Annotated in this window: 12 protein-coding genes; 5 read left to right on the forward strand and 7 right to left on the reverse strand. The window is 63.1% G+C overall.

All coding sequences use genetic code 11. From position 1 onward, the window contains the following. Positions 1-65: 65 nt before the first annotated feature. The 3 genes from ACIOTL_RS00115 to ACIOTL_RS00125 are packed head-to-tail and all read right to left on the reverse strand — an operon-like array spanning position 66 to position 3,323. Complete coding sequence (locus tag ACIOTL_RS00115) at positions 66-1,418, reverse strand: ABC transporter substrate-binding protein (RefSeq protein ID WP_133833997.1); 1,353 nt, start codon at positions 1,416-1,418, stop codon at positions 66-68. Positions 1,419-1,464: 46 nt separating this feature from the next. Further along, complete coding sequence (locus ACIOTL_RS00120) at positions 1,465-2,577, reverse strand: Gfo/Idh/MocA family protein (protein WP_105661941.1); 1,113 nt, start codon at positions 2,575-2,577, stop codon at positions 1,465-1,467. Between the two features lie 5 nt (positions 2,578-2,582). After that, complete coding sequence (locus ACIOTL_RS00125) at positions 2,583-3,323, reverse strand: sugar phosphate isomerase/epimerase family protein (protein WP_388023038.1); 741 nt, start codon at positions 3,321-3,323, stop codon at positions 2,583-2,585. A 158-nt stretch (positions 3,324-3,481) separates the two neighbouring features. Here ACIOTL_RS00125 and ACIOTL_RS00130 point away from each other — a divergent pair, with 158 nt between their 5' ends. Both ACIOTL_RS00130 and hutU read left to right on the forward strand, forming a co-directional pair. Next, positions 3,482-4,696, forward strand: coding sequence for an ROK family transcriptional regulator (locus ACIOTL_RS00130; RefSeq protein WP_332487599.1), 1,215 nt, complete (start codon positions 3,482-3,484; stop codon positions 4,694-4,696). 130 nt (positions 4,697-4,826) lie between these two features. Next, positions 4,827-6,503: a urocanate hydratase gene (gene hutU, locus ACIOTL_RS00135; protein ID WP_400341181.1), complete on the forward strand. Its 1,677-nt coding sequence runs from the start codon at positions 4,827-4,829 to the stop codon at positions 6,501-6,503. Between the two features lie 78 nt (positions 6,504-6,581). Here the strand turns inward: hutU and ACIOTL_RS00140 are convergent, their stop codons facing one another. The 3 genes from ACIOTL_RS00140 to ACIOTL_RS00150 form a co-directional block, all read right to left on the reverse strand. Next, positions 6,582-7,091 (reverse strand): Dps family protein, encoded by a 510-nt coding sequence (locus ACIOTL_RS00140; RefSeq protein WP_133834001.1) that lies wholly within the window; start codon positions 7,089-7,091, stop codon positions 6,582-6,584. Positions 7,092-7,163: 72 nt separating this feature from the next. Next, entirely contained in the window at positions 7,164-7,352 is a 189-nt protein-coding gene (locus tag ACIOTL_RS00145; protein WP_400341183.1) for a hypothetical protein, read from the reverse strand. Between the two features lie 241 nt (positions 7,353-7,593). Continuing rightward, positions 7,594-7,848 carry a hypothetical protein gene (locus ACIOTL_RS00150; RefSeq protein ID WP_105656343.1) on the reverse strand — a complete coding sequence of 85 codons (255 nt, stop codon included), beginning with the start codon at positions 7,846-7,848 and terminating at the stop codon, positions 7,594-7,596. 329 nt (positions 7,849-8,177) lie between these two features. On the opposite strand from ACIOTL_RS00150, the gene ACIOTL_RS00155 reads away from it, so the two are divergent. The 3 genes from ACIOTL_RS00155 (at position 8,178) to panD (ending at position 11,013) form a co-directional block, all read left to right on the forward strand. Then, positions 8,178-8,756, forward strand: coding sequence for a DUF3060 domain-containing protein (locus ACIOTL_RS00155; RefSeq protein ID WP_105656342.1), 579 nt, complete (start codon positions 8,178-8,180; stop codon positions 8,754-8,756). Positions 8,757-8,938: 182 nt separating this feature from the next. Beyond that, entirely contained in the window at positions 8,939-10,480 is a 1,542-nt protein-coding gene (hutH, locus tag ACIOTL_RS00160; protein WP_400341185.1) for a histidine ammonia-lyase, read from the forward strand. Between the two features lie 110 nt (positions 10,481-10,590). Continuing rightward, a complete protein-coding gene (gene panD, locus ACIOTL_RS00165; protein WP_105656340.1) occupies positions 10,591-11,013 on the forward strand; it encodes an aspartate 1-decarboxylase in 423 nt (140 codons plus the stop codon). Between the two features lie 7 nt (positions 11,014-11,020). Here panD and ACIOTL_RS00170 read toward each other — a convergent pair whose 3' ends face one another. Next, positions 11,021-13,477: an ABC transporter gene (locus tag ACIOTL_RS00170; protein ID WP_400341186.1), complete on the reverse strand. Its 2,457-nt coding sequence runs from the start codon at positions 13,475-13,477 to the stop codon at positions 11,021-11,023. Positions 13,478-13,487 lie beyond the last annotated feature (10 nt).

Raw genomic sequence — 13,487 nt, forward strand, 5'->3', positions numbered from 1 at the left:
TGCTGCAACTGGCCGCGGGGGCGCAAGGAGGTCCGCTCCCGCGGCCAGTGCAACGTGTCGGGCCGCTAGCTAGCCGGCATCTGCTTCTGCGCGTCTTCCAATGCCTTGCGGACATCGGCCTCGGTGATTTTTTCGCCCTGGGCAATCCTGGCGAATTGCTTGGCGATGGCCTCGCCTACGAGGGATTCCATCTGCCCTTCGGTGGGGAACAGCGGCATCGGGGCAGCGTTATTGGCCAGGATCTCCTTCTTGGCCTGCTGCTCGGGGGTGTCGAAGGCCGGGTCGTCGAAAGCTTCGGTGACCGATGGCAGCGAGGTGTACTTGGCGTTCAGCTTCTTCTGCTCATCGACGCTGAGCAGGTGGTTCACGAATTCAAGGGCGGCATCCTTGTTATCCGAGTTCTCGAAGACGCTCACGTTGATGCCGGCAACCAGCGACTGGGTGGCTTCCAGCCCGGTGGCATCGGCGTTCTTCAGCGGGATGGGCGCCATGGCGTAGTCCTCGAAGTCAGCGGCATTGAAGGACTTGCCCGGGGCCTGGTCGAAGAACATGGCGGCGTTGCCGTCCATGATTTCCCCTGGCAGCACCGAACCGTCATTGATCTCGGCGTTGGACTTGGAGACCACGCCGTCCTCGCCCATCAGCTGGATCCAGTCGTTGACGCCGCTGACGACGCCATCATTGGTGAAGTCCGGCTTGCCGTCCGTGGTGTACAGCTCGCCGCCGTTCTGCATGCCCAGGATGAATGCGGAGTGGGCATTATTGGCGGTACGCTGTCCGGCCAAGGTGAAGCCGTACTGGTCGACCTTGCCGTCGTCGTCGGTATCCTTGGTCAGCTTCTTGGCGGTGGCCAAGAATTCATCCCAGGTCTTCGGAGCCTGCTTGATGCCGGCTTCCTCGAACATCTTGGTGTTGTAGTACAGGCCGTAGGCCATGGAATACAACGGCAGCGAGGTTGGGGCCTGGCCCTCGGCGCCGCCGGTGGCCAGGGCTGCCGGCACGAACTTCTCGGCTCCGCCTATGGCCTCCAGCGCCTCGCCTTCAAAGGGGACGAAGGCGCCGCTGGCCTGCAAGGTGGTGGCCCAGGTGTTGCCGATGTTCAGCACGTCCGGCCCTTCGCCGCTGGAGACGGCGGTGAGGATGCGGTTGTACAGGTCGGCCCAGGGGACGACTTCCAGCTCGACCTCGATGCCGGTTTCCTCGGTGAACCGCTTGATGGATTCGCCCAGGATCTCCTCGTCCTGGGTGACCGAGCTGCCCTGGTTCGAAGCCCAGTAGGTGATGGTCCCGCCGGCTTCTTCCGAGCCGGAGCCGGAAGCCGAGCCGGAACAGGCGGCCAGGCCGCTGAGCGACAACGCTGCGATGGAGGTAATCGCCGTGAAGCGCCCCAGCTTGCTCTTGAAATGTGGTGCAGACATGTTTATTCCTTTTCAGGTGCGGGTGATGCTGTCAAGGGGTGGTGCTTCAGGCAAGGATGCCGGGAGCCGAAGGATCCCAGGCTGGGTCCAGCAGCGCGATGGGCTCGACCGTCGAGGCCACGTCGATGAATGCTCCCGATTCCATTGCTTCCGCGGCGCAGACCATGATGTCCAGGACGTGGAACGCCAGTTCGCCGGGCACGCGTTCCTTGCGTCCCTCGCGGATGGCTTGGGCGAGTTCGGCAACGCCGGTGCCGCGCCCGTAGGTGGAACCTTCGGCGGTGACAACGCTCGGCTCCTGGTCCTCCAGGTGCAGGATGGTGTCTCCGGTGAATTCGTTCGGATCCGGCAACTGCGCGGTGCCTTCCGTTCCGGAGATCTCCACGAACCCTGCACGCTTGAGCTTGGAGTCGAAGCTGAAGATGCACTGCGCACTGGCCCCGGACTCGAAGGAGAGCAGCGCTCCGACGTGGGTTGGGACCTCGACCGGGAAGCTGGTTCCGGCCTTGGGGCCTGCACCGATGACCCGCTGCGCGCGGGCCTGCGAACCCAGGGCGGCAACCTTGGCTACCGGGCCGAAGACCCGCACCAGGGTGGTCAGGTAGTAGGGCCCGAGGTCGAAGAGCGGTCCCGCGCCGTGGGCGAAGAGGAATTCCGGGCTGTGGTGCCAGGATTCCGGGCCGGGGCCCTGGAAGATGGCCAGGCCCGAAAGCGGGGTGCCGATGGCGCCTGCTTCAATCTGCCGCAGGCCGGTCTGCAGGCCCGCACCCAGGATGGTATCCGGGGCCACGGCGACGCGGACTCCTGCTGCCTTGGCGGCTTCGACCAGCTGCCGTCCGGATTCGCGGTCCAGCGCGTAGGGCTTCTCGCCCCAGACGTGCTTGCCGGCGGCCACCGCCTGCAGGGCTACCTCGACATGAACTGCCGGGATCGTCAGGTTCACGACGATCTGGATGTCTTCGCGGGCCAGCAATTCAGCGTAGGTTCCCGAGGCTTCCACGGACCATTTGCGCGCTTGGCTTGCTGCGCGCTCGGTATCCAGGTCGGCGATGAACCGCACGGCGAGGTCCGGGAATGCGGTGAGGTTCTCCAGGTACTGGTCGCTGATGGTGCCGGCTCCGACAATGCCCACGCCCATGGGCTGATTCTGAAATTCCATAGTCCCTAGTTCTTTTCTGCTACGAGGTAGGCGCGGCTTTCGGACACGGCCTGGAAGATATCGCCTGCGAAGTCATCGAGTTCCACCACATGCAGCATGCCGCTGGTGGCGTCGACGATCTGGTCGATCGGCATGGATCCGCTGCCCACCGGCACCTGTTCCTTGTGGTTCTTGGACTTCGGCCCGTCCTTGATGTGCAGGGCCACGACGCGGGGAGCCAGCGCTTCAAGCAGCTGGAGCACATCGGCGCCGCCCACGGCAACCCAGTAGGTGTCCACTTCCAGGACGACTTCCGGGTCCAGCAGGCTAGCCAGGTATTCCAGGGCCGTCTTGGAATTGATCTTGCTGGAGATCTCCCAGTCGTGGTTGTGGTAGCCGACCCTGATGCCGTATTCGGCCCCGCGCCGGGAGGCGGCGTTGAGCTTCTGCGCGATGGCACCGATGGACTCGGCATCCTGCCACTGCTCCGCCGGGATGAACGGATCGATGACGGTGCTGATGCCGAGTTTGCCGGCCGCGGCGAAGACCTCGTCGTAGTCCGAGGAGAGCAGCGGTGCGTGCGCCGTTGGCGCGCTGAGTTCGTTCTCGGCCAGCGCCTGGGCATACTCGTCAGCGCGGGCCACGAAGTTGTACGGCTCGACTTGCGTGTAGCCGATGCCAGCTACGCGTTCGAGCGTCGCGGCCAGGTTCTCTGCGATGTGCTCGCGCAGCGTGTACAGCTGGATTGATAGGTCGTGGGCAGGCAAAGGCGTCTCCTGAAAGAAGTGGTGGGTGCGATCCAGATGCTCATGACTTGCATCACACCTTGAGACTAGTTTTACTTTTGTCGATAGTCAATAGAAGTATGTCGACATTCCCATAAAGTGTTTCGGCTTCGCGTCCATTGCTGTGTTTTACTGGGTTCATGGCCAATCCTTCGAGCCCCCAAAGCATGCAATTCGCCCGCGGCGCCAGTGGGGCAGGCGACGTCTTGCAACTGTTCATGGACGGTGCCGCGCACAGCCGCACGGACCTTGCCGCCCTGACCGGCATGGCTCGCTCCACCCTGCAAGAGCGCCTCGACGTGCTCATCCAGCTGGGCCTGGTTGGCACCATCGCGGATGGCGCGTCCACCGGAGGCCGCCCTCCCCAGCGGCTTGCCCTGCTCCCCGATGCCCGCCTGGTGCTGGCCGTCGATCTGGGAGCCAGCCACCTGCGCGTTGCGCTGACCGACCTGGCCCCCACTCCCCTGGTGCAATCCCAGGCTCCCATTTCCTTCGCCGACGGCCCGGTGGCGATCTTGCAGACCGCGATGGATCTGGCCGATGGCTTGCTCGATTCGCTGGGCCGCACCCGTGACGATGTCATTGCCATAGGCATGGGAGTGCCAGGGCCGGTGAATTTCGAGACCGGCCGTCCCGCCAATCCGCCCATCATGCCCGGATGGGACGACTTCGACATCCCCGCTTGGTTCCAGCAGCAGCTGGACGCCTTGGTAGTCGTGGACAATGACGTCAACCTCATGGCCATTGGCGAGAAGGACCAGCTGGAGACCGGCAGCGAGGACTTCATTTTCGTCAAGCTGGCCACCGGCATCGGCTCGGGCATCATTTCCGGAGGACTGCTGCAACGCGGAGCGCAGGGTACAGCCGGCGATATCGGGCACGTGCGCATCCGCCGCGGCGATGGCATCTACTGCCATTGCGGCAATGAAGGCTGCCTGGAAGCCGTAGCCGCCGGACCCAAAATTGCCACCGCATTGCGGGCGCAGGGCATCGAAGCGCACAGCAACACCGATGTGGTCGCCCTGGTGAACTCGGGGAACATCCAAGCGATCCATGCAGTGCGCCAAGCCGGCCGCGATTTGGGCGAGGTATTGGCTGCCAGCGTGAGCTTGCTGAACCCGTCGCTGATCGTGGTCGGCGGACGGATCTCCGCCGCCGGAGAGCACCTGCTGGCAGGCATCCGCGAGGTGGTCTACCAGCGCGGAGCGCCGCTGTCCACCCAGCACCTGCAGATCCGCACCTCGCGCAGCTGGGAAGTTGGAGCCCTGCGCGGAGCCAGCATGATCGCCATCAGCCAGGCCCTGAGCCCGGAGGCCATCGAACGCAGCGCGCTGGCGCTGATCCCCGCCACCTAGGAGCTGGAGGCAACCGGAAATTCCTCCGATTCTGAAATACCGGACAGCTCTGCCTATTCCCCGGTACCCAAGCCATGGCCGATAGCCAATGATGGAATCAGTTAGCTACGTTACATCGTAAGGAATTGCCATGAGCCACGAACCACGTGTTGTCCGCGCCCCGCGCGGTACCGAACTGACCGCCAAGTCCTGGGCCTCCGAAGCCCCATTGCGCATGCTGATGAACAACTTGGATCCGGAAGTTGCCGAACGCCCCGAGGATCTCGTGGTCTACGGCGGCACCGGCAAGGCAGCCCGCTCATGGGAGGCATTCGATGCGATCGTCCAGACGCTCAAGGACCTGGAAGAGAACGAGACGCTGCTGGTGCAGTCCGGCAAGCCGGTCGGCGTCTTCAAGACCAACAAGTGGGCACCACGGGTGCTGATTGCCAACTCCAACCTCGTTGGCGACTGGGCCAATTGGGAGCACTTCCGCAAGCTCGAAGCCGAAGGCCTGATGATGTACGGCCAGATGACCGCCGGTTCGTGGATCTACATCGGCACCCAGGGCATCTTGCAGGGCACCTACGAAACCTTCGCCGCGATCGCCGAGAAGCGCTTCAAGGGCTCGCTGGCCGGAACCCTGACCTTGACCGGTGGCTGCGGCGGCATGGGCGGCGCCCAGCCGCTGGCCGTGACCCTCAACGGCGGTGCCGTGCTGATCGTTGACGTGGATGAAACCCGACTGCGCCGCCGTGCCTCCAAGCGCTACCTCGATGAGGTCGAGCTGGATCTGGACAAGGCGCTGGGCAAAGTCCTGGCAGCCAAGTCCGAAGGCCGCCCGCTGTCGGTGGGCTACGTCGGCAACGCCGCCGAGGTCTTCCCGGCGCTGCTCAAGCGCCACGAAGCTGGAGAATTCTCCTTCGACATCGTCACCGACCAGACCAGTGCCCACGATCCGCTCAGCTACCTGCCGGTGGAATACACCATGGACCAATGGCACGCCGAAGCCGAAGCCGATCCGGCCGGCTTCACCAAGAAAGCCCAGGCCGCCATGGCCGCGCAGGTCGAGGCGATGGTGGGATTCCAGGACGCCGGCGCGGAGGTCTTCGACTACGGCAACTCGATCCGCGACGAGGCACGCAAGGGCGGTTTCACCCGCGCCTTCGAATTCCCGGGCTTCGTCCCGGCCTACATCCGTCCGCTGTTCTGCGAAGGCCTGGGCCCGTTCCGCTGGGTAGCGCTGTCCGGGGATCCCGAGGACATCAAGGTCACCGACCAGGCGCTGAAGGACCTGTTCCCGGAAAACCAGCACCTGCATCGCTGGCTGGATGCCGCACAGAAGCACGTGGAGTTCGAGGGCCTGCCGGCGCGCATCTGCTGGCTGGGCTACGGCGAGCGCCACAAGGCCGGCTTGCTGTTCAACCAGCTGGTCGCCGAAGGCAAGGTCTCTGCACCTATCGTGATCGGCCGCGACCATCTGGATTCGGGTTCGGTAGCTTCGCCGTACCGCGAGACCGAGGCCATGAAGGATGGCACCGATGCCGTGGCCGACTGGCCGCTGCTGAACGCCTTGACCGCAACCAGTTCGGGTGCCACCTGGGTTTCGATCCACCATGGCGGTGGCGTGGGCATGGGCCGTTCCATCCACGCCGGCCAGGTCTCCTTGGCTGACGGCAGCGAAATGGCCGCCGCGAAGCTGGAGGCACTGCTGACCAATGACCCGGGCATGGGCGTCATCCGCCACGTCGATGCCGGATACGAACGCGCCGCCGAAGTTGCCGCTGAGCGCGGCGTGCGCATCCCGATGGCCGCACAGGAGAAGTAGGACGCGCACATAGCCTGAGGCACCACTGTTTGTGGTGCCTCAGGCTATTTATTCAATTCCAGGACCGCGCGGCCCGGTTTACGGCTTGCGGGTTTCCGCGCTGATAAACCAGGCTTGCTGCTCCAGATCCGCAATGTACTGGTGCAGGATATCGGCGGTGGTCGGATCCGCTTCATCCACCGGGTCATGGACCTCTCGCATGACTCCCACAGTGGTCTGCAGTGCCTTGACTACCATGTCCACGGCATTGGTGGTCAGGATTTCGGTATTCACGGGTTGTTCCAGCTTCGTGTACTTCGTGACCGTTGCTGCCAGCCCGTCCGGAGTGGCATGCAAAGCTCGCATCCGCTCGGCGATTTCATCCGAGCCGCGGCGCGCGATGTCAACGATTTCGTCGAGGTTCTGGTGCAGGTCGCGGAAGTTGGGACCAACGACGTTCCAGTGGATTTGCTTGCCTACCAATTGCAGGTCCAGCAGCTGGATCAGCACGGTCTGCAAGGACTCGCGCAGCACTTCGGGAGCCACGAACCCGTTTTCTGCGTTTTCGCGATCAGTTTTCTTTGCTGGAGTCTTCTTCGAATTAGCCAATGCTTCTCCTTACGTTGTCATGGACGCTTGGGGCAAGACCTTTCTCGGTGTCCCAGTCTGGACACTATCGATTTACCGGGCGGATTCCGACCGGATGGACAATTCTTTCGGAGAACGTTCAGCTTTCTCTTCGCGCCTGTTGAGCAATTCCAGAAGCCGCCATGGCAGCTGCGGAAAATCCTCCTTGTCCCTCGGGTTACCGGGAATGGCGATTCCTTTAGCACGCAGTAGTGAATATTGGCCGAAGTCTCCGAACACCATGGGTAGTGGCTTAACTGCGGGTTTCCAGCGGCTCTGAGCTTCCCCGAAATCCTTGAACCGGGTTTTTTCTACGCATATCGTAGGGCAAGTCAGGAACCACCGACCCACGGAGGACAGCATGTCTGAGCAGGATGCAAACGAGCAGTTCGGGAACTTCGACAACAACGAATCTGAAGGCTTCGAAAGCCAGTCCAATTCAGATTTCGGATCAAATGACAATGGCGGATTCGAAAGCCAGCAGTCAGAACAGCAGTCCTACGGCGGCGGCGAGAGCCAGCAGTCCTACGGCAATGACAGCCAGTCCGGACAGCAGTCGGAACAGCAGTCCTACGGCGGTGGCGAAAGCCAGCAGTCCTACGGCGGTGGCGAAAGCCAGTAGTCCTACGGCGGCGGTGAAGGCCAGCAGTCGGAGCAGCAATCCTACGGCGATAGCAACGAATCCGGTGAGGAATCGTTTGGCGGCGAAAGCCAGGCCGGACAGCAGTCCGATGGCCAATCGTATGGAAACGATGAAAGCCAGTTTGGTTCCGAAGAGCGGAATGAAGGATTCTAGGAACCAAATAGCCCGGTAGGTTCGCCTGCCGGCTCAAATCGTGCCCCTTCTCCCCCTGGGCACTAGTAGTCGCTTCACTGCTTGCACTGGGCATGAGGTGAAGCGATTGCTTTTGTCCCCGCATGGAATCGTCAGTAAATTGCATGGTTGCGTGCTCCCGGGCACGAGAAGTCATTCGTTCCTGAGCCGTTCGCGTTGGTCATTTATCGTCATTCAACGCAGAATGTATCTATACCGCGTGTCCAAATGCGCTGGCCGGTTCGATTGACAGGATGGTTATGTTCTCGAAAATTACCAAACGCTTCGCTGGGCCGCTGGCGGTTGGAATCCTTGCAGTCGCACTGGCAGGTTGCGTGAGCATCCAACCCTCCAGCGAAGAGACAAGCGCACCAGCAGAAGAAAGCATGGCACCGGAGAACGCCGGGCCTATCGAAGGCAGCGTCACCCCAAGCTCCAAAGCCCCAGAAGGCGCTTCTACTGGTACTCCCAATGTTCCGAAGGCACCTGCGGACAGCACCTTCCAGTCCGTCTATGATTTCCTCGATGCGCAAGCGACCGAAATCAGGTGCACGGGCGGCATGGATATCTCTGAAATGGGTCAAATGCTGAAGCTCATCGGCGATTGCCAGAACGTCACCATCTCTGGTTCCGGAAACATGATCGTCGCTCCGCACATCAAGAATCTTGAGCTGGACGGCAGCGGTAATATCGCAGCGGTCAAGAACATCAAGCACGTAACCTTTAGCGGCATCGGCAATTCGGCCGCATCCCTTAACGAGAACGCCAAGGTCACGGACAACGGCTCGTCCAACAAATTTGGCGAGGAAGCCTTCGAAGGCATCACCTTCTGAAACTGGAACCCTTCGAACGGACTTCCAATTGGCATGCCAATTGGAAGTCCGTTCTTTTCTCCCTCCAAGGCACTGTCTGGCATTTCGGACAGATGACTCGAATATCAGTGCCGCGCAAACTCGTTCTGCCGAACAATGGAGATTAGAGACCTCATTGCAGCGTAGAGAACGGATTGAAAATCATGGCTACTTCCCCGCACGTAACCCTGGACCTAGCTGGCGCCACCGCCGATGACGTGATTGCGGTAGCCCGGCACAACGCGCAGATTAGCCTCGCGCCTCAGGTTCTTGAAGAACTGGCAGCAGTCCGCGCACACATTGATGCCCTGGCTTCAGCCGACACCCCGGTCTATGGCATTTCCACCGGGTTCGGCGCCCTGGCAACGCGCCACATCGCTCCCGAGGACCGCGCTAAACTGCAGCGTTCGCTGATCCGCTCGCATGCAGCCGGCATGGGCGACCCAGTTGAGCGCGAAGTGGTGCGCGCGCTGATGTTCCTGCGCGCCAAGACCCTGGCCTCGGGCCGCACCGGCGTGCGCCCGGTAGTGCTGGAAACCATGGTTGGACTGCTTAATGCCGGCATCACCCCGGTGGTGCGTGAGTACGGTTCGCTGGGTTGCTCAGGAGACCTTGCTCCGCTCTCCCACTGCGCACTGGTCTTGATGGGCGAAGGCGAGGCCACTGACCGCGAAGGCGTGAAGCGCCCAGTGCCGGAGCTCTTTGCTGAAGCAGGACTGGAACCTGTCGAACTGGCGGAGAAGGAAGGCCTGGCGCTGGTCAACGGCACCGACGGCATGCTCGGCCAGTTGCTGATGGCACTGGCAGACCTGGAAGAGCTCGCAGACATTGCCGATGCCACCGCGGCCATGAGCGTCGAAGCCCAGCTGGGCACCGACCAGGTCTTCCGTGCTGAACTGCACGAACCGCTGCGCCCGCATCCGGGCCAGGGCCGCAGTGCTGCGAACATGTTCAGCTTCCTTTTGGGCTCCCCCATTGTCGCTTCGCACCGCGAAGGCGACGGCCGCGTGCAGGATGCCTACTCGCTGCGCTGCTCCCCGCAGGTTACCGGCGCAGTGCGCGACACCATCGCCCATGCCCGCCTGGTCGCCACCCGCGAATTGGCGGCAGCCATCGATAACCCTGTCGTGCTGCCATCGGGTGAAGTCACTTCCAACGGCAACTTCCACGGTGCTCCCGTGGCGTACGTCTTGGACTTCTTGGCCATTGCCGTAGCTGACCTGGGATCCATTGCAGAGCGCCGGACCGATCGCATGCTCGACCCGGCTCGTTCCCGCGATCTGCCAGCGTTCCTTGCCGATGACCCGGGCGTGGATTCGGGCATGATGATCGCCCAGTACACGCAGGCCGGACTGGTCGCGGAGAACAAGCGTCTGGCCGTACCGGCCAGCGTGGATTCCATCCCATCATCAGCGATGCAGGAAGACCACGTTTCCCTGGGTTGGCACGCGGCGCGCAAATTGCGCACCTCGGTCGCCAACCTGCGCCGCATCCTGGCAATTGAAATGCTGATTGCCGGCCGAGCCCTGGATCTGCGCCAGCCATTGCAGCCTGGCCCGGCTACCGGCGCCGTATTGGAGCTGCTGCGCACCAAGGTCGCAGGTCCGGGCGAGGACCGTTTCCTCTCTGCCGAGCTGGAAGCTGCTTGCCAGTTGCTGGCCTCCGGTGAAGTGCATCGCGTGCTGGAAACCCATCTGCCAAAGTAGCCGTTCGCGGCCAACTGTGTGGGGTGCCGGACAATGCCCGGGCATCTGCGCGCAAGAGGCGTAAGCTTGGATACCGGGAAACCACTTACCTCGCGTGAAAGAATCGTCTAATGCAACGCACCATGTTCAAGTCCAAGATCCACCGGGCAACTGTCACCCAGGCAGACCTGCACTACGTAGGCTCGGTCACCGTTGACTCCGAGCTGCTCGAAGCCTCGGATATCCTGCCCGGCGAACTGGTCAGCATCGTAGACATCACCAACGGCGCCCGCCTGGAAACCTACACCATCGCCGGCGAGCCGGGCAGCGGGGTCATCGGCATCAATGGTGCGGCAGCGCATCTGGTGCACCCCGGGGACCTGGTCATCCTGATCAGCTATGCGCAGATGGAAGACGCCGAGGCTCGTGGCTATGTGCCGAGCGTGGTGCATGTGGATGCCGATAACAAGATCATCCACCTCGGCGATGATCCTGCCGAAGCGGTGGCCGACGGGGTGCAGACCCCGCCGCACGCACTGCTGAACAGCAAGTAGTCCAGCTTCACAAGGCCAGCCGGCGCGCAAGGTATTGCGCGGTTCTGCTGGCCTTGTCTTGCGCCACCGCCGTTGGGGTCCCCTCGGCAACGATGCGCCCGCCGCCATCCCCGCCGACCGGCCCCAAATCGATCACCCAGTCGCTTGCGGCAACCACATCCATCTGGTGTTCCACCACGATGACGGTGTTGTCCTGGTCGACCAGCTGCTGCAGCTGCGATACCAGCAGCTGCACGTCGGCAGGGTGCAGTCCGGTGGTGGGCTCATCGAGAAGATAGAGCGTGTGCCCGCGGCGCTGGCGCTGGAGTTCGGTGGCCAGCTTGATGCGCTGGGCTTCGCCGCCGGACATTTCGGTAGCTGGCTGGCCCAGCTGCAGATACCCCAGTCCGACTTCGCGCAGGGTCGCCAGGGCCCGTGCCGCGGAAGGGATTCCGGAGAGGAATTCTTCGGCTTGGCTGACGTCCAGTTCCAGGATCTGGGCAATGTTCTTGCCCTGGTATTCGACGTCCAGGGTCTGCTGGTTGTACCGGGTTCCGCGGCATTCGGGACATGGCCCGTAGGTCCCTGGCAAGAAGAGCAGCTCGATTTCCAGGTAGCCTTCGCCCTGGCAGTTCTCGCACCGCCCGCCGGCAACGTTGAAGGAGAAGCGTCCGGCACTGTAGCCGCGTTGCCTGGACAGCGGCAGCTCGGAGAAAGCCTTGCGGACCGCATCGAACAAGCCCGTGTAGGTTGCGACATTGGATCTGGGTGTGCGCCCGATGGGCTTCTGGTCCATCAGCACTACGCGGCTTAGCTGATCTGCGCCGGTGACCTCGGCGGTCACCGCGCGGTCCGCCGCCGCCTCCGGATCCTCCGGCCCGGCAAGCACCGGGCCGCCCGCAGCCTGGGCCAGGGCACCGCAGACCAGGCTGGACTTGCCCGATCCCGACACGCCGGTGACCGAACAGACGACCCCCAGCGGGAACGCGGCGTCCACGTCGTCCAGGTTGTGCAGGTTCACCCCGCGCAGCTGCACCCATCCTTGGGCTTCGCGCGGCTCGCGGCGCGGTGCAGGCCCGGGATCGAGGAAGCGCCGGGTCACGGATCCCTCAATTCCGGACAGCCCGGAAACTTCTCCGCTGTAGAGCACCTGCCCGCCGTTGCTGCCCGCGCCCGGGCCGACATCGACAATCCATTGCGCACGGCTGACCACATCCATGTTGTGCTCCACCACGAACACCGAGTTGCCTTCGGCCTTGAGTGCATCGAGCACCTCGATCAGCGGCTGCACATCGGCCGGGTGCAGTCCGGCCGATGGCTCATCGAGCACGTAGATGACGCCGAACAGTCCCGCGCGCAGCTGGGTGGCGATGCGCAGGCGCTGCATTTCCCCCGGCGACAGCGTCGGGGTGGCGCGGTCCAGGCTCAGGTATCCCAGCCCGAGCTCGACCAGCACCTGGATTCGGCCCAGCAGGTCGGCGCTGATGATGCTCGCGACTTCAGCCTGCGCCTCAGCCTGGGCATCAGCCGCGAAGGGGCGCAAGAGCTCGGCCAGGGAGCTGAGCGGCTTGCCGTTGAATTCCGCGATATCCAGGCCGTCGAATGTGACCTGGAGCGCATCGGGGCGCAATCCCGTCCCCGAGCACGCCGGGCAATCCTGCGAATGCATGAAAGCCAGCGCCTTGGACCGCAGGTTCTCGCTCTTCGAGGTCGCAACCGTGTGCCGGACGTAGCGTTCGGCACTCCAGAACCGGCCCTTGTACGGTTTGGCCACGCGATCCCGTTCCGGGGTGACTTCCACGACTGGCTGGTCTTCGGTGAACAGCAGCCACTTCCGTGTTTCCGCGGGCAGCTGCTGGAACGGAACGTCGATGTCGTAGCCCAGGTGCGTGGTGATGTCCCGCAGGTTCTTGCCCTGCCAGGCGCCGGGCCAAGCCGCAATCGCGCCGTCCCTGATGCTCAGGGAGGAATCCGGGACCAGCGATTCCTCGCTGACCGAATGCACCGTTCCCGCACCGTGGCATTGCGCGCAGGCGCCGGCCGCGGTGTTGGTGGAAAAGGCATCCGAATCCAGCCTCGCCGCACCCTGGGGGTAGGTTCCAGCGCGGGAGAACAGCATGCGCACGGAGTTGGAGAGCGTAGTCAGGGTCCCGACGGTGGAACGGGAACTGGCAGCACCACGCCGTTGCTGCAGGGCCACGGCCGGTGGCAGCCCGGAGATGAATTCCACCTTGGGAGTGTGCCCCTGGGCGATCAGCCGCCGCGCGTAGGGAGCCACCGATTCCAGGAATCGGCGCTGGGATTCAGCGAAGATGGTTCCGAAGGCCAGGGAAGATTTCCCGGAACCGGAGACCCCGGTGAAGGCGACAATGGAATCGCGCGGAATGCGCACTTCGACATTGTCCAGGTTGTTCTCGTTGGCACCCCGCACATGGATGAAGCCGTCATGGTCGGCAGGTGCCCGGAAGGATGCAAAGCTCTTCATCTTTCCCACA

The organism is Glutamicibacter sp. NPDC087673, assembly GCF_044743255.1.
Taxonomy (GTDB): domain Bacteria; phylum Actinomycetota; class Actinomycetes; order Actinomycetales; family Micrococcaceae; genus Glutamicibacter.